The organism is Bartonella machadoae (genome assembly GCF_022559585.1).
GTDB lineage: Bacteria > Pseudomonadota > Alphaproteobacteria > Rhizobiales > Rhizobiaceae > Bartonella > Bartonella machadoae.
Window position 1 is genome coordinate 1,568,740 of the sequence record NZ_CP087114.1, and the last position, 16,750, is coordinate 1,585,489.

The following is a 16,750-nucleotide window of genomic DNA, read 5'->3' on the forward strand; positions in this document are numbered from 1 at the left end:
TCTTTAATAGTCAAGCTCTCTTCTTAAACAGAAGAGCTAATCATTATGACGTTATTTTGAAATGACAAACCAAAAGTCTTTTCCAAGAAGAGAACCAAAAACAAAGCCCCCTATTAAACGCTTTAAGGATAAAAACATTCCCTCAAGAACGATAAAAATCCCTTATTTGCTGGATCACCATATCCTGATCTGTTGTCGTTAAATAAGGATGCATTGGTAAACTTAAAACACAATTCCCTAAAGACTCAGAAACAGAAAGAGAATTTTTTACATAAGGAAAATGTTTATAAGCTCGTTGTTGATGCAATGGAGTGGTATAATAAATCATTGTCGGAATCGATTTCTTTTGTAAATATTCCTTTAATTTATCACGCTCTTCTACTTTAATAGTATATTGTGCATAAGCACAACGCGCATTCTCTTCCATATCTGGAACTGTAACAATATCTCTTAAGCCATCGAAATAACGTTTGGCAATTGCCACGCGCTTTTCCATCTCATCTTCAAAGATCACAAGTTTTTCCAGCAAAATTGCAGCCTGAAGAGTATCTAGACGTGAATTCATACCGATACGCACATTGTCATATTGCGTTTCACCTTTACCATGAAACAAAATAGATCGTAAAAGTTCTGCCAAATTATCATCATTGGTCATCATCGCGCCTCCATCGCCATAACACCCCAATGGTTTTGCGGGATAAAAACTTGTTGCAGCAACATTACCAAAAGCGCCGCACATAATATTACCGCTTTTTCCCCCCATAGATTGAGCAGCATCTTCAATAACAAAAAGATTTTCCTGTACAGCTATCTTAGCAATTTCGATATAATCAGCAGGAAGACCAAACAAATCAACGGCAATAATTGCCTTTGGTTTAAGACGCCCCTCTTTTTTAATCATTTCTATTGCTTCACGAAGTTTTTCAACATCAATATTGAATGTATCAGGAAGGACATCAACAAAAACAGGTTCAGCTCCTACTAAAGCAACAACTTCAGCAGTTGCACAAAATGTGAAGCTAGGACAAAACACAGCATCACCTGGACCAATATTTTGGGCCATAAGAGGCATTTTCAATGCATCAGTCCCATTGGCACAAGCAATCACATGTTTAACGCCAAGATACTCTGCCAACCGTTCTTCAAACTCTGTTACTTTTGTCCCCAAAATATACTGACCACTGGCGACCACATGTGCAATTGCAGAATTAATTTTGTCTTCAATACGCGCACGCTGCGCCCCAAGGTCGATGAATTGCATATGAACTCCATTGATAATCACAATAATGCAAAAATACTACTGATCTCTTTCATTTAAGAATGACTGACACTAGCAGCAGTTAAAACGCGTAAAACAGCAAGAGCATCATCACCATTTGTGCGTGGTGATTGACGCGTCTCAATACAATGAAGAAAGTGTTGCAACTCGCAAGTAAGCGGCAAACTTTCATGAACATCAATATAATTCAACGCATCAGTGCTGAAAGCCCATTCTTTATTTTCCTTCCAAACAGCAAAACGGTGCAATGCCAATTTACGATTCCATGGTTCCATATCATCAAAAACAAGCATCGCCTTTGTACCGACAACAGTTAAACGCCTTTCACGATAGGGAGTAAAACGTGAAGTAAACAGGTGACTTCTTATACCATTTGGAAAAATCATATGAATATGAGCAAAATCAGAGAGCTGATTCATGACAGAAGCCCCCTCACCACGAATCTCAGAAGGTTCACATCCCGTCAAAGCCAAAATCATTGAAAGATCATGAGGCGCAAGATCCCATAAAGCATCACTTTGTGTATGGAATTTTCCAAAACCTAACCGATGAGAGTAGATATAACGTATCTCACCCAGCTCTCCCTCTTCTACCAATTCACACATTTTTTCAAAAGCAGGATGAAACCGCAAAATATGGCCCACCATAAAAACGCGTCCATATTTATCAGCAAGCTGAACTTGATGCTCAGCATCTGCTACGTTTAAAGCAATTGGTTTTTCAACCAATACATCCTTATCATTCTTAAGAGCACACAACGCGTTTTCTGTATGAAATTGCGGAGGTAACGCCAATACCAATGCATCAATATCTTCATGAGTAAAAAGATCACTAGGCGCAATAAGGTCCACCCCATACATATTTGCAAAACTTGCAGCACGCTCAACATTCATATCAGAAACCGCTGCCAGTGCTCCAAGCCCGTGGAGTGTCCGTATATGATTTCCACCCCAATGACCACATCCTAAAACCGCTACACGTGCCGACATTTTTATATCTTACCTGTTTGTATAAAAAACATATTACGACTCACTCCATATCGGGGATGAAATAGAATGACAAGTAAAAAGCTTAAAAACGATGCTTGACATCTTACTATTCTACCTCTTATATCCGCAAGGGATGAGAGAAGTTACGATTATATTTATTACTTTTGGCGGAGTAGCTCAGTAGGTTAGAGCAGAGGAATCATAATCCTTGTGTCGGGGGTTCAAATCCCTCCTCCGCTACCATTCATTTTCCTGAAGCATTTTCTCAAAGACCTTTTAGTTGTTGTATTTTTGTAGCTTGCCACCAAGTTTTGCATAATTTGACACCAAGTTTTGCAGCAATTTATTTTTTTTACAGAGTTTTTAAGCGGTTCTCAAAGAAGCTTTAAGAGGTATTTAGAGTCGCTTTCATGAGTCTTATTTTGCTTGTCTCAGAACCGCAGTTTGAGATGATGCATTTCTTCCGGCAATCCCATTATTTGACACCTAAAATTTATAAGATATGCATGCAGAGACCAACAAATTTTGTATCATGTTTTGTAAAAATAACCTCATTTTCAAAGGATTTCCATTTTTTCAAAGGACTCTCAAAGGGTCTTCAAAGGACTTTCAAAGGTTTTTTATTGCCCCTTCTATGCCTGTTTTCTCTTATGCTTTTCTTTCATAGATCACTACAACGTGTAAAATCAGATCGAAACTGAAATCTTCTAGAAACTCAAATCTTCTAATTGTATAACGAGATTCTTTGCTGGCAGCTTCATAGCTGTTGTCCCTCTTGAGAGTATCCTTGCGGTTTTCCCTCATCATAAAATGGCAAAAGACTGATGGAATAACGGATACGCTGCGATTGATCCATAGCGGCTAATATAATCATAGTCTTTCGTAATCGAGGCAATCACCACAGGACCGTGGAGTATAGCACTATAGCTGTAATCATTGCCCCAACAAAATCTGTACAAGTTTTTCTGTTTGAATGATTCTGGTGAGCGTATCAATTGCCGCACGATCACCAAACTCTTCTGGAAACCACACCTCATGGATGGTTTTTGCATCATTGCCATAGCTGAGAAAATTGCAAACCGAGAGCTTTGCCAAAACGCTCCATAGACATCTAGGAGGCGGAAGACTCTTCCTCAAAGGATTGGACATTCAGCCAATCAGCATAAAATTGATGCGGACCGAGCATCATCAAAGGATCTTTCATCGCCTTCTTCCTCTCATTGCTTCTCCCTCTCTCATTCTGTCCCGCCATGCAAAGCATTGGCTTTTGCCCATCGAAAGTCTTGGGCGACCACACCGCTTTCATAGAAAAAAATAATACACCCCATCAACATACACTATAATATTTTGTTAGCGCGTTGTAATGGAACGATCTTTGTTCTCTATCAGATGGATTTGTGTGACCAGAAATTGATAATTGTCACTCTTTATCTCTCGCATTAGCAGCAACGAAATCTTTTTAAGCCAATCAAAAACTTGTTGATTTACATCTACATGGAACAGCCTCTTCAGATGCATTGCATAACTTGAATAATGGGGTCACGACCCTCATGCAAAACAGAGCGCCATTTTGTTGCACATTCACGAGCTTGCTTTAAAGAAACATTTCTTAAAGCACCAAAGCCCATTTCACGACGCCGCCCGCAAATAGTATAGCGATAAAGCCATTAAGCACCACCATCTTTAAACTTATGAAGCTACAAACCGGCATCATCATACTCTTGCTAGCCTTCAATGCTGCGACAGCCTTTGGTATTGAGACGATTCATTAAAGGCATTTTTGCTTCTTTCTTTAGAGTTTTTTACCCATACATCAACCCCGCTTATGACGTGCAGAAACATAGTTTTGATTGATGCAACATAAGAGGATTTGAGATGAGTGAATCTTATAATATTCGAGGTTCTCATGCAATAGGCGAAACGATGAATTATCGTTACAAATCAATGCACTACATAGTAATGCAGCCGTACATAGTAAAGATCTCCATAATTCTCAGAATAATTCAAGTTTTCCTTGATTGTGTAAATGCTTCCACCCGAAACAGGAAATGAATTTTCACAAATATCTACATTAAAATAAAAGAATTAATGATGATATTTTTTGATTTTAAAAATCATTCTTAAAACGACGCTTACAGTACACATATTTTTATAAAAAAATTGAATAGTTTAGGGGTTATGCACTTACCAACATTAGCATCATCATGATGACCTTCCCGCCATACACAAGAGAACCACTATTTTATAAATATTTTTATAATCGTTATCGTTTTTTATTAACAAAACTCTGTCAAATCATCACTGATAGCGTAAAAAACAACTTTCTGTGCTTTTATCACATCGGCAACCTGCTTATTTATCTTTGATCATGGCTTCCTCTTTTATAAGCCCACTCAGATCATCAGAGTTTAAATGCCACAGTTGGAATCCTCCCTGATGATTGCGGTATCATTTTTTACAAATGACTGTTTTTTCATAGATCAATCCATTAACGTACTCTAAACTTTCTCACCTTTTATTTTTAAAAAGCAAAATAAAACAACAAAATAGAACAAAAAAACATGATGATTACCGTATATTCAACTTTATATTCCATAAATAGATATTATAAAATGTCATATACTGTTCTGTATTGAAGTTTTTGAGAAATAATTTTTTAGTAGAATATATCAACGTCATAAAAGCAGTGTTTCTTCAACAAGGTGTGATGATAATATCAAGCTTTCCTTTTGCAACACTTCTTTGATTGAGATTTTAAGCTAGAGGAAGACCTATCTCAAAAACACAAGATAAAACAATTATTTATTAGAAAACGTGTTTTTAAAAGAAACCTACCAGATGTTAGCATTCTATAAAACATCCGAAAGAAAAGAAACTATAAAAAACAAATGTTAGAGTACGCATAAGTATTCATCATTTATAAAGAAAAATTAAAAATATATTCAAGAGTTTTTTCATAAACAATTTAATAAAAAACTCAAAATGAAATAAATTGGTGCAAAATATTATTTAATATCTATTCAATAAATTTACAAAAATAAACGATAAATACCATATTTTATAGATGCGTTTTGAATTAAATAGGAATATTTACAATTATTTAATGTTAATTACTTTTAGTTTTGACAAAAAAATTAAAGTAATTTATCCATATGACAATATTATTAAAGATTAAAACAATTATACATTTTCACTTCTTCTCATAAAGTTGGCGGGGAAATGAATATTTGGGGGCTTTTATGAGGAGAATTCTGATGTATAAAAAGCATCTTCTATCGTATGCGGCGACAGCAGCTATCATACTGTTCAACATCCAGTTTAATGCACAGGCTGGAATCTTAGAAGTACCTGAGGGAGAGAAGACCGCGCCCGACGGCGCAACTTATGAGATAATTCACGCAAAAGGTGGCGGTAAAATCACCGGCAAGAGTTTAACCATAGTTGGAAACAAAGATATAAACTCAAATTCAAACACAAGTATCTATGCTGTAACAGTTGAAGGTGATGGCAGTGTTATTACCCTAAGCGATGGAACAAAAATTAAAGGGGATAATGATTCTGTCATTTCCTTAGGTGTTGAAGCAAAAGATGGTGCTAACTTTAACATGACTGGGGGAAACATTGAAGCTTCCCAAATTGGCGCTCACTTCAATAATAACAACAAAGAAAGCACACTGGACGCTGTAACCATATCGAGTGTTGCTGAAACCACATCAAGTGGTAAAGATGATAAGCCACTAAGAATAGGAATAATAGCAGACGAAAATGGTACAGTTACTTTAAAAAATGTAAAAGTATCTCAAACAAACAGTGCCGTAATCGCAGATTATAACTCGACAGTAACAGTCACTGGAGGATCATTTGATGCAAAAAATGCAACAATAATTGCTCGAAACAGCAGCACCATTGATTTAAAAGACATTCAGAATATATCATCTGGGAACGCTGCGCTCGCAGCAACAACAAAATCTACCATCACAATGGACAAAGGAACTGTGACTGGTAAGGAAATGGCATTGGTTGCAGAAACAGGTGGTCATATTACAGCCACAGATGCCACTCTAAAAGCGAAGGGGAGCGGTTGGGGGGCATTCGCTAATGGCTCTAACAGTGTCGTTGAATTACTTGGAAACACAATTATTGATGATAGCAAAATCGGACTTGAAGCACAAGATGGCGCGGTAATCAAGATGGCTAAAGGAACCATTACAGCGTCCCAACATGGCGCAATTTTCTCTAACACTCAGAGCGAAGAAAATAAACTGGAAAATGTGACAATATCGAGTGGGAAAGACGATGCACTACTACGCCATGGAGTAGAAGCAAACCAAAACGGGACAGTCACGTTAAAAGATGTCACTGTTACTCAAGCAGATAATGCTATATTTGCAGGTGATGAAAAATTTGCAGATGATAAATCAATCATAACAGTCTCTGGGGGGTCATTTGATGCAAAACAATCAACAATATTTGCTCAAAACGGTAGCACTATTATTTTAAACAATGTTAAAAAAATTACCTCATCTAATGACTTCGGACTCGCAGCAAAAGACAATGGTGTAATCAGCATGATTGGAGGAGATGCAGGGACCACCATTACTGATTCTGCAAGTGGTGCTATCTTCTCAAACACTAAGAGCAAAGACAACAAACTGGAAAATGTGACAATATCGAAAGGTAAATCACAACTGAAATTTGGAGTAGTAGCAGACAAGAGTAATGTCACTTTAAAAGATGTCACTGTCTCTCAAGCAGCAGAAAATGCTATATTTGCAGATGATCACTCGACAATAACTGTCTCTGGAGGATCATTTGATGCAACATCAGCAACAATATTTGCTGGAAATGGTAGCACCATTGATTTACAAGACATTAAGAAAATTACCTCATCTGATAACGTTGGACTCTATGCGAAAGAGTCAGGCTCCACAATCACAATGGCGAAAGGAAGCGTTACGGGGAAAGGAACAACATTGTTTGCAGAAAATGGTGGACATATTAAAGTCACAGATGTCACTCTTGTCACTCTCACCGCAACAATAGATGGCAATGATATCGGTGTCGGTGCAATTGCTAAAGACTCTAACAGTGTGATTGAGTTGCTTGGAGATACAAAGATTAATGATAGTATAATCGGTCTTCAAGCACAAAAGGATGGCGCGATCAGTATGACTGGGGGAAAAATTACAGCTTCTCAAGCTGGTGCTGTCTTCTTTAACAGTAAGAGAACAGAAAACCATCTAGAAAATGTAGAAATATCAAGTAGTAAAAATGATGAGCTACTCACCACTGGAATAACCGCAAGCGAAAACAGTACAGTCAATTTTAAAAATGTCTCTGTTACTCAAGCAAAAAGCGCTATAGTCGCAGATAAGCAATCAACAATCACAGTCTCTGGAGGATCATTTGATGCAACAGCAGCAACAATAGGTGCTGAAAATGGTAGCACTATTATTTTAACAGAGAATGCGCAAATTACCTCATCTGATGACTCTGGACTCGTAGCACAAAACAATGGAGCAATCAGTATGAATGGGGGAAGCATTAAAGCTTCCTACAATGGTGCGGCATTTGAAAACAGTAACCGTAATGAAAATCATCTAGAAAATGTAACAATATCAAGTGGTAAAAACGATGCGCTCCTACACTATGGAATAAACGCAGATAAAAAAGTACAGTCACTTTAAGAAATGTCACTGTCACTCAAGCAAACAGCGCTATAGTCGCAGAAGATCACTCGACAATAACAGTCTCTGGAGGATCATTTGATGCAAAAAATGCAACAATAAGTGCTGAAAATGGTAGCACCATTATTTTAACAGACAATGCGCAAATTACCTCATCTGATAACACTGGACTCTATGCACAAAATAATGGAGCAATCAGTATGACTGGGGGAAGCATTAAAGCTTCCAACAATGGTGCGGCATTTGAAAACAGTAAGAGCAAAGACAACAAACTGGAAAATGTGACAATATCGAGTGGTAAGGATGAAGCACCACTAGATTTTGGAATAATAACAGACAAAGAAAGTACAGTTGCTTTAAGAAATGTCACTGTCTCTCAAGCAGAAAGTGCTATATTTGCAACTGAAAATTCAACAATAACAGTCTCTGGAGGATCATTTGATGCAACAGCAGCAACAATAGATGCTGAAAATGGCAGCACCATTATTTTAACAGACAATGCGCAAATTACCTCATCTGATAACGCTGGACTCTATGCACAAAACAATGGAGCAATCAGTATGACTGGGGGAAGCATTACAGCTTCCAAAATTGGTGCTGGTTTCTCTAACAGTAAAAGCGATAAAAATTATCTGGAAAATGTGACAATATCGAGTGGTAAGGATGAAGCACCACTAGGTTTTGGAATAATAACAGACAAAGAAAGTACAGTTGCTTTAAAAAATGTCACTGTCTCTCAAGCAGAAAATGCTATATTTGCAGCTGAAAATTCAACAATAACAGTCTCTGGAGGATCATTTAAGGGAAAAGGTATAACAATATTTGCTGTAAAAGGTGGCACAATTTCAACAGACAATACACAAGTTATATCATCTGATGGTACTGGACTCTATGCAAATGGGGCAGGATCTCAGATCACAATGACAGGAGGAACAGTAACAATAAAAAATGACGAATCTGCATTATATGTTAAAGAAGGTGGACAGATTGATGCCACAAATGTTTCTCTAACAACAGAGGGGAAAGGAACCGGTGCAGTTGCATCTGGTAAAGAGAGCACAATTAAATTGCATGGCAATACAACAATTAACAATACTTTAAATGGTCTTGGAGCCGTTGATGGTGGTAAAATTACCAGCGAAAATTTAACAATCACTGGTGGTAAAGCAATTAATCAAGACCCCGATAAAGAACGCTCTGGTTTATGGACATCAGGCTCTGGGAGTGAAATTAGGTTAACAGGCAAAACAACTATTAAAGATGTTGATGAAGGTTTTTACGTAGACGAGGGAAGTAAAATCATTAGCGGAGATTTAACAATAACCGGTGGTGAAAGTAAAGAAATCACGACTGGTGTAGGCAGTTATGAGTCTGATAGTGTTATTGAATTAAATGGTAAAACAACCATTGAAAATTTTGATGTTGCTCTTGCTGCAGCAAATAATAGCACAATTAAAATGGCAAATAGTAATAGCGAAACAACACAGGGTAAATTAGAAAATAAAATAGCAGCAAAAAAGCTTGCACTCGCCGCAGAATTTGGTGGGCAAATTGATCTCAAAAATATTTCTATAACATCAGAAAACACCGGTTTGCATTTTTTAACTCTCTCTGAGGTTGATAAAGATAAACCTGATAATCCACAAAAACATCGAAACAATGAAATCAATTTAACCAATGCCGATCTTCGCGTTGAAAATGGTTCAGCAATTATCATTGGAGCTCTCAGTAAAAATGGCACTGAAGACACTCAAAACTTATCAATCGGTACAGCCAAGCTTAATAAATCAAAAATCCATGCTGATGTTTTATTAGGAGATGGTATTCTTTGGGATAAAAAATATTTCAATGAGAAAGGTTTTAAGGAGTCCTCCAAAGGTACCTTCACATTAACCGCAGATCAATCTACCCTAGAAGGCAGAACGGATATTGCTAAAGACAGAAATGTCCGCTTTGATCTGATCAACAACACCACATGGCTCTTAAAAACCAGCACAAAAGAAACAGATAAGGATGGCAATCTGCTTGATATTGCTCAAAGAGCACGTTCTGATATTTCTGTCCTTAATCTTAACAACAGTAAGATTGTTTTCCAAGGACCAACAGAAGAGCATTATCACACATTGCATATAGGTTCTGGTAAACCAGAAAATACCGCAGTCTATAATGCCACAGGAAATGCAAAGATTTACTTCAATACGGCTTGGAGTGATGGCGCAGCAAGTGCTGATCAAAAAACCGACAGATTGCTCATTCATGGCGATGTATCAGGAACAACAGCCGTTTATATCCAAAGCGATTTAGGAGACAGAAATAGTGTCATAAATGCTGCTGATCCTTCAAATATAGGAGGACTTTCCCTCATCCAGGTTTCAGGAAAAGCACAAGAAGACTCTTTTAAATTAGCCAATGGCTATATAACATTAGGAGGGCTGCCTTATAAATACACACTAACAGCCTATGGTCCAACCTCAAGCCATGGAAGTGCTGATATTGGGCAAAACCTGTTTGATGAAAAAAATGAAAATTTCTGGGACTTCCGTTTACACAAGGAAACTCTTGACTCTGGTACAGGTTCTGGTGGAAGTGGTACAGGTTCTGGTGGAAGTATAGGTGCCCCTGTAGCACAAATGGCAAACTACTTGGTCATGCCCAATGCTCTCTTCTATAGTGGATTAACCGATATCACTAAACAAAACGCACTGTTAGCCAATATCAGAACATCCGTCCTAGGAAAGGAAGAGGAGAAAAATATCGGTTTCTTCCTCTCTACCTATGGAAGCACAGGGACCTTATCCTCTGCGCGTGGTCCTCTCAAATATGGTTATGGCGCTGATATTCGTTATGCTTCTCTCCAAGCGGGGGCAACATTAGCCGCAATCGAGGGACAGAATATCATCACACATTTCGGTGTTGTTGGAACTTACGGACAGCTGTCTTTCACTCCAAAGGACATGGCAGATGTAAGCAAGAGTACATTGGATAAATGGTCGCTAACAGCCTATGGCAGCCTACAGCATGACAATGGTTTCTATCTTGATACACTGTTCTCTTATGGCGTTTTCAAGGGCGATATCGGCAATGCCATCATGGGCAAAACCGCAAAAGTGAAAAATGCCAAAATGGTGAGTCTCTCTACCACCCTTGGCAAACAATTTGCCACCGGAATGGAAGATTTAACATTCGAACCGCAGGCACAACTTGCCTATCAACATTTGATGTTTAAATCCATTGAAGATGCCAATAATCTGATCATTGATATGAACAACCCTTCGCAATGGTTAATCCGTGTTGGTGGACGTTTGACAAAAACCATTTCCACTGAAAACAACCATCCTCTGTCTTTCTATGGGAAGGTCAACTTTATCAAAACATTTGGTGACGATGGATCTATCACAATTGGCAGGGACTTTGACCTTGATCCTATGGGTGCTACGATTGAAGGTGGGCTTGGTATCAGTGCACAACTTTCACACAATTTGTCTCTTCATGGTGATGTTAGTTACCAACAAAAGCTGCAAAAAACCGGTATATCCGGAGCAAGTTTTTCAGGAGGTATCCGCTATCAGTTTTAAACCAGAAGCGATCAATCTTAAGATGAGGCTATAAACCTTAAGTCAAAACTGTAAATCCTAAAACAGAGTTATAAAAACAAGCGTCTCGTTATTCTATATGCTTTATCAAAAAGGGCGACAACACTGTGTTGCCCTTTTAGTCTGTAAAATTTTTTGTTCTTTTTTCCAAAAAATTCTCTTTTCTTCATAGGAAAAATACAGTGCAAAACATTCTTTTGTGCAACTTATTCAAACAGATACCATAGATAGAACAAGAATCTTCAGTAAATTTTTGCAGCACATTCAGGAAAAACGCTTTATAAAAGCATCATACAGTATTTTTTATCATTAAACAAACAACGTATTTTAAATTCAAAGTGAAGAAACTTTTTTCATTTTTTCTTATTGTTCCCAACTGCGCTTTCTCTTCCCTTTTTCCTTAACATAAAAAATTGTAATCGACATAATACATCTTCAAAAAAGCTATAGAAGCTAAAATTCACTTAAAATATTCTGTTGGATATGCCTTTTATATTGAGAAAAATAATTAATATTAAATAGTTAAATAACAACATTGAAAAAGAATATTATTTAAATTGAATACAATATTAAATTAAATATAAATAATTTATATTAACTTATACGTTAACTTGACAAACAAGAATAAAAAATACGGTAATTTAGTTAATTTATTGAAAACTATCTCTTTCATTTTTTCTTTATGAAGTCAGCGGGAAAAAGAATGTTGGGGGCTTTAAAGGAATAGACTGATGCCTAAAAAAATCCTTCTATCTTGTACAGCAGTTGTAGTAGTTGTACTATCTGTATCTGGTGTTCATCTCAATGCACAAGCTAAAAATCTTGAAATTTCAAACAACAAAAAAGAAGTTTTCAATGAAACCTATGAGATTATTCACGCCAAAAAAGGTGGTAAAATTATCGGTAAGCATTTAAGGATAATCGGAAACAAAAAAACAAACACCAACATCAACCCATATATGCCCGCTATAAGAGCTGAAGGTCCTAACGCTTCAATTGAATTACTGGATGGTACAATCATTAAAGGAACGCGTTCGAGCATTTTATTTGGTGTTGAAGCAAAAGATGGTGCTACACTGAAAATGACCGGAGGAACCATTACAACTTCTGAAATTGGTGCGGGCTTCTATAACAGCAAGAGTGCTGGAAATAAGCTGAAAGATGTAACGATATCGAGTAGTAAAGATAAAAATCCTAAAATCATCGGAGTAGATGCCGAAAAGGAAAGTAACGTCATTTTAGAAAATGTAATCGTTACAAAAGCAAAAAACGGCATCATTGCAAACAATCATTCCAAAGTAACAGTTTATGGAGGATCATTTGAGGGGAAGGATACAGGAGTATATGCTGGCAAGGGAAGTAACATTACTTTAACAAGCAGTAAAAAAGGCGATACTCAAATTACATCATCATCGAATGGCAAAGGGCTCTATACCGATGGTTTACATTCTACCATTACAATGACAGGAGGAACAGTATTCGGAGAGGCAGCATTAATTGCGGTAAATGGTGGCCGTATTAAAGTTACTGATGTTGCTCTAAAAGCAAAGGGTGATGGCGCCGATATGGGTGCTGGCGCAACTTCTCATGGCTCTAACAGCGCAATTGAATTGTATGGAAATACAACAATTAACAATAAGAAAATTGGTCTTACTGCACAAAATGGCGGCATAATGAAAATGATCGGAGGAACCATTATAGCTTCTTCAACTGGCGCAGGCTTCTATAACAGTAAAAGTGATGAAAACAAGCTGGAAAATGTTACAATATCAACCGGTAAGGAAAAAAATTCAGGCAAAGGGATATTTCTCTTGAAAGAAAGTGGCGTCACTTTAAAAAATGTAAAAATAACACAAACAGGCAACAGCATAATTGCCAATGACCATTCTAAAATAAAAATCTCTGGAGGGTCATTTGATGCAAGCTATGCAACAATATGTTCCCAAAGTGGCAGCACAATTACCTTAACGGATAATGTTCAAGTTACATCATATGATGAAGCTGGCCTCTATGCAATAGACAAAGGGTCCACGATTACAATGACAACAGGAAGGGTGACAGGAAAATATACAGCATTAGAAGCAGACCAAGGTGGCCATATTACAGTTACAAATGTTACTTTAAAAGCAACGAATGATGGCAGCGGTGTGGCTGCTGGTGCGGCTACCTCTGGCTCTAACAGTGTGATTGAATTGCTGGGAAATACAACGATCAGTGATGTTAAAATCGGTATTGATGCGCAAAACGATAGCACAATAAAAATGATCGGAGGAACCATTACCAGTTCCGAAGCTGGCGTTCAATTGTTAAAAAATAAGAGCAATAACATACTGAAAGATGTAACGATATTGAGTAGTAAAGACGATGCATTACTTATTAATGCAATAATTGCAGAAAAAGGAAGTAACATCACTTTGGAAAATGTAACCATTCCACAAGCAATCAACAGCATAGTTGCAAATAATCATTCTAAAATAACAGTTGCGGGAGGATTATTTAATGCAAAAGGTGCAGCAATATCTGCCCTAAAAGGCAGTACCATTACTTTAACCGACAGTCCTCAAATTACTTCATCTGATAACGCTGGACTCTATGCGAAAGATGCAAAATCTACCATTACAATAACGGGAGGAACAATAAAAGGTAAAACGACTACATTATATGCCGAAAATGGTGGACATATTAAAGCAACAAATGTCACTCTAACGGCAACAGATAGTAGCGGAACGGGTGCGACAAGCCAAGATATTGGTAGTTTACTCGAGTTATATGGGAATACAAAGATTAACAGTGCCGTAATTGGTCTTCATGCACTAGATAACGGGATGATTAAAATGATTGGAGGAACAGTAATTGCCAAAAAAGATGCGTTTGTTGTAAACAATAACGGACATATTGATGTAACAGACGTTTCTGCCACAGCAGAAGAGAGAGGTATAGTATTTGAAAAATCTAACAACAATAAAATATCAGAAATCAATTTAACGCATACAAAACTCCACATTGAAAACGGTACTGGAATTAATGCAAATGAGTCAATTGGCAAAGCTAACCTTAAAAATTCAGAAATCCGTGCTGATGTTTTATTAGCAACCAAAACTTCAGCGAAAAAAATGATTTCATTTTTACACTCAATGCCGACAACTCCATCTTAGATGGCAAAATAAATACTGAAAAAACATTCAAAACAGTCTTTAATTTACAAAACAATACAAAATGGACATTAAAAACAAGTATATATGAAAAAAACCAGAATGAAAAACCTCTTGATATTGCTCAAAGATCACATTCTGATGTTTCCATCCTCAATATTAATAATAGCTCTATTGTTTTCAAAAAACCAGAAGAAGATCATTATCACACGCTGCACGTAGGATCTGGCAGAGCAAATACTAAAAAAGTCTACAATGCTACAGGAAAAACAGCAATTCATTTCAATGTTGAATGGAGTGACAGTGCTGCGATAAACACGCAAAAAACTGACCGCCTTCTGATTCATGGTGATGTTTCAGGTACTACAATGATTTATATCACGGGACAGTTAGAAAAAAACAATATTAAAGCAAATACTTCTGCTCTTACCAGTATCCATGGTCTTTCACTCATTCAAGTTTCTGGAAGAGCAAATCAAAACTCTTTCAAACTTGCAAACGGCTATATCACAATAAATGGTTCACCTTATAAATACATACTGAAAGCATATGGACCAACGTCAAACCATAGTAAAACAAATACTGAACAAAATCTTTTAGAAGAAAATAAAGATTTTTGGGATTTTCGCTTAGAACCAGTACCACTTGACAGTGGCTCAACAATAAAAACTATTGTGCCATAAAGACAAGCTACTGAGTCATACTTATTACTTTCTTCTATGCTGGATTGACTGATATGACTAAGAAAAATATACGACTAACCACTATGAGAGCATCTATCTTAGGTAAAAAATAAGATAAGCGAAATAGCCTCTTCTTATACGGCTAGAAAAGAACAAGAATCTTATTTTCTGATAAAGAGTGCTTCTTGTAAATAGAGTTATAGCGGTGCTAATCTTCGCTATATTACTCTATAAGGAGCTGTTAACTTTACCGCACAAGAAGGATAAAATACTCCAACATATTTTTGTCTTTTAAGAATCTACAGACAACCCTCTTTCACTCCAAAAATATGCAAGACGCAAAAAAAAGCACTTTAAAAGAATGTAGATAAATGGTCACTTCACTTACCGCCTATGACGGATAAAGCATAACTGTGGTTTCTATCCTGATACCTTTTTATCTTATGATAATCCTAAAAGCAGATATCATCACATGTCATCACTGAAAAAACTGAAAAATTGAAATCAGCTATCAACAAAAGCTTTTGAAAAACGAAGTCTATTGGGAATAAGTTTTTTAAGTAAAAAAACGCTCTCCGTTTTTAAGATAAAACTATAACAACAGAAATATTGTTATCTGTACACGTTCTCAAAAAGAATAGCACAATAGGCTACTTTTTATTCCTAAAATCTGTTTTTCTTTCGAAAAATTCCTTTTTAAGAAAAGAAAACAACAAAATCGTTGAATGATTATAATGTAGCAATGAAAAACTCTCTCGACAGTTTCTTCTTTTTTGTAAAAAATAAAACTGAGCATTTTTGAATAAACACAATATAAAACTGTAAAAAAGACACAAATCAAAGACAATAAAAACTAAACTCTACTAAAAAGAAGCAATTTTTCCGAAGAACAAAACGCCATTGGGTTGCTAATTCACGCTCTTTTTTTAAAGAAACGTCACTTAAAGCCTCCAAGTCCATTTCACGACACCGTCCATGGATAGTATAGCGTAAAAGCTATTGAGCACCACTATCTTTACGCTTATGAAGAAGAAAGTTGGCACTATCATATTCTTTACCAGCCCCCAATATTGCAACATCCCTTGGTATTTAGACGATTCATAAAAGGCATTTTTGCTCCTTTCTTTAGAGTTTTTTATCCACACGATAACCCCACTTATGACGTGCAAATAAATGATTATGATTGATAAAAAATGAGATGATTTGAGATAAGAGAATCTTACAATATTCGGGGGGTAATTTAATATGCAAAATGATAAATTATCGTTACAAATCAATTAGTTGCATGAGAAAGACCGTATCTTCAAACATTTGTATTTCCCACAAACTGAATGCTTAAAGTTCTATAATAAAAACGTCTGAATATA

General features: G+C 36.6%; 7 protein-coding genes, 1 tRNA gene and 2 pseudogenes. 5 read left to right on the forward strand and 5 right to left on the reverse strand.

Annotated features, from left to right (window positions below; genetic code table 11):
* Positions 1-142: 142 nt before the first annotated feature.
* Both LNM86_RS07680 and LNM86_RS07685 read right to left on the reverse strand, forming a co-directional pair.
* Positions 143-1,261 (reverse strand): DegT/DnrJ/EryC1/StrS family aminotransferase, encoded by a 1,119-nt coding sequence (locus tag LNM86_RS07680; protein ID WP_241437205.1) that lies wholly within the window; start codon positions 1,259-1,261, stop codon positions 143-145.
* A gap of 53 nt (positions 1,262-1,314) precedes the next feature.
* On the reverse strand, positions 1,315-2,268 hold the full coding sequence (locus LNM86_RS07685; RefSeq protein WP_241437206.1) for a Gfo/Idh/MocA family protein: 954 nt from the start codon (positions 2,266-2,268) through the stop codon (positions 1,315-1,317).
* Positions 2,269-2,434: 166 nt separating this feature from the next.
* Here LNM86_RS07685 and LNM86_RS07690 point away from each other — a divergent pair.
* Positions 2,435-2,511, forward strand: a tRNA-Met gene (locus LNM86_RS07690).
* A 514-nt stretch (positions 2,512-3,025) separates the two neighbouring features.
* Here LNM86_RS07690 and LNM86_RS07695 read toward each other — a convergent pair.
* Positions 3,026-3,472, reverse strand: a pseudogene (locus tag LNM86_RS07695) (phage tail protein).
* A gap of 304 nt (positions 3,473-3,776) precedes the next feature.
* Complete coding sequence (locus tag LNM86_RS12975; RefSeq protein ID WP_372712429.1) at positions 3,777-3,896, reverse strand: hypothetical protein; 120 nt, start codon at positions 3,894-3,896, stop codon at positions 3,777-3,779.
* A gap of 1,626 nt (positions 3,897-5,522) precedes the next feature.
* On the opposite strand from LNM86_RS12975, the gene LNM86_RS07705 reads away from it, so the two are divergent.
* The 4 genes from LNM86_RS07705 (at position 5,523) to LNM86_RS07720 (ending at position 15,383) form a co-directional block, all read left to right on the forward strand.
* Positions 5,523-7,955 (forward strand): beta strand repeat-containing protein, encoded by a 2,433-nt coding sequence (locus tag LNM86_RS07705; RefSeq protein ID WP_241437207.1) that lies wholly within the window; start codon positions 5,523-5,525, stop codon positions 7,953-7,955.
* Between the two features lie 200 nt (positions 7,956-8,155).
* A complete protein-coding gene (locus LNM86_RS07710) occupies positions 8,156-11,530 on the forward strand; it encodes an autotransporter outer membrane beta-barrel domain-containing protein (RefSeq protein ID WP_241437208.1) in 3,375 nt (1,124 codons plus the stop codon).
* 749 nt (positions 11,531-12,279) lie between these two features.
* The gene (locus tag LNM86_RS07715) at positions 12,280-14,703 is read left to right on the forward strand and encodes an autotransporter outer membrane beta-barrel domain-containing protein (protein ID WP_241437209.1); all 2,424 of its coding nucleotides are present in this window, start codon (positions 12,280-12,282) and stop codon (positions 14,701-14,703) included.
* A gap of 146 nt (positions 14,704-14,849) precedes the next feature.
* Positions 14,850-15,383, forward strand: coding sequence for an autotransporter outer membrane beta-barrel domain-containing protein (locus tag LNM86_RS07720; protein ID WP_256460924.1), 534 nt, complete (start codon positions 14,850-14,852; stop codon positions 15,381-15,383).
* 879 nt (positions 15,384-16,262) lie between these two features.
* Here LNM86_RS07720 and LNM86_RS07725 read toward each other — a convergent pair.
* Positions 16,263-16,494 (reverse strand): annotated as a pseudogene (locus LNM86_RS07725) (integrase); the annotation flags it as partial.
* Positions 16,495-16,750: the final 256 nt, after the last annotated feature.

Excerpts from the sequence above, each read along its gene's own strand:
- LNM86_RS07685 (WP_241437206.1), bottom strand. The coding sequence starts at position 2,268 with ATGTCGGCACGTGTAGCGGTTTTAGGATGTGGTCATTGGGGTGGAAAT.
- LNM86_RS07715 (WP_241437209.1), top strand. The coding sequence starts at position 12,280 with ATGCCTAAAAAAATCCTTCTATCTTGTACAGCAGTTGTAGTAGTTGTA.
- LNM86_RS12975 (WP_372712429.1), bottom strand. The coding sequence starts at position 3,896 with ATGGGCTTTGGTGCTTTAAGAAATGTTTCTTTAAAGCAAGCTCGTGAA.
- LNM86_RS07680 (WP_241437205.1), bottom strand. The coding sequence starts at position 1,261 with ATGCAATTCATCGACCTTGGGGCGCAGCGTGCGCGTATTGAAGACAAA.
- LNM86_RS07705 (WP_241437207.1), top strand. The coding sequence starts at position 5,523 with ATGTATAAAAAGCATCTTCTATCGTATGCGGCGACAGCAGCTATCATA.
- LNM86_RS07710 (WP_241437208.1), top strand. The coding sequence starts at position 8,156 with ATGACTGGGGGAAGCATTAAAGCTTCCAACAATGGTGCGGCATTTGAA.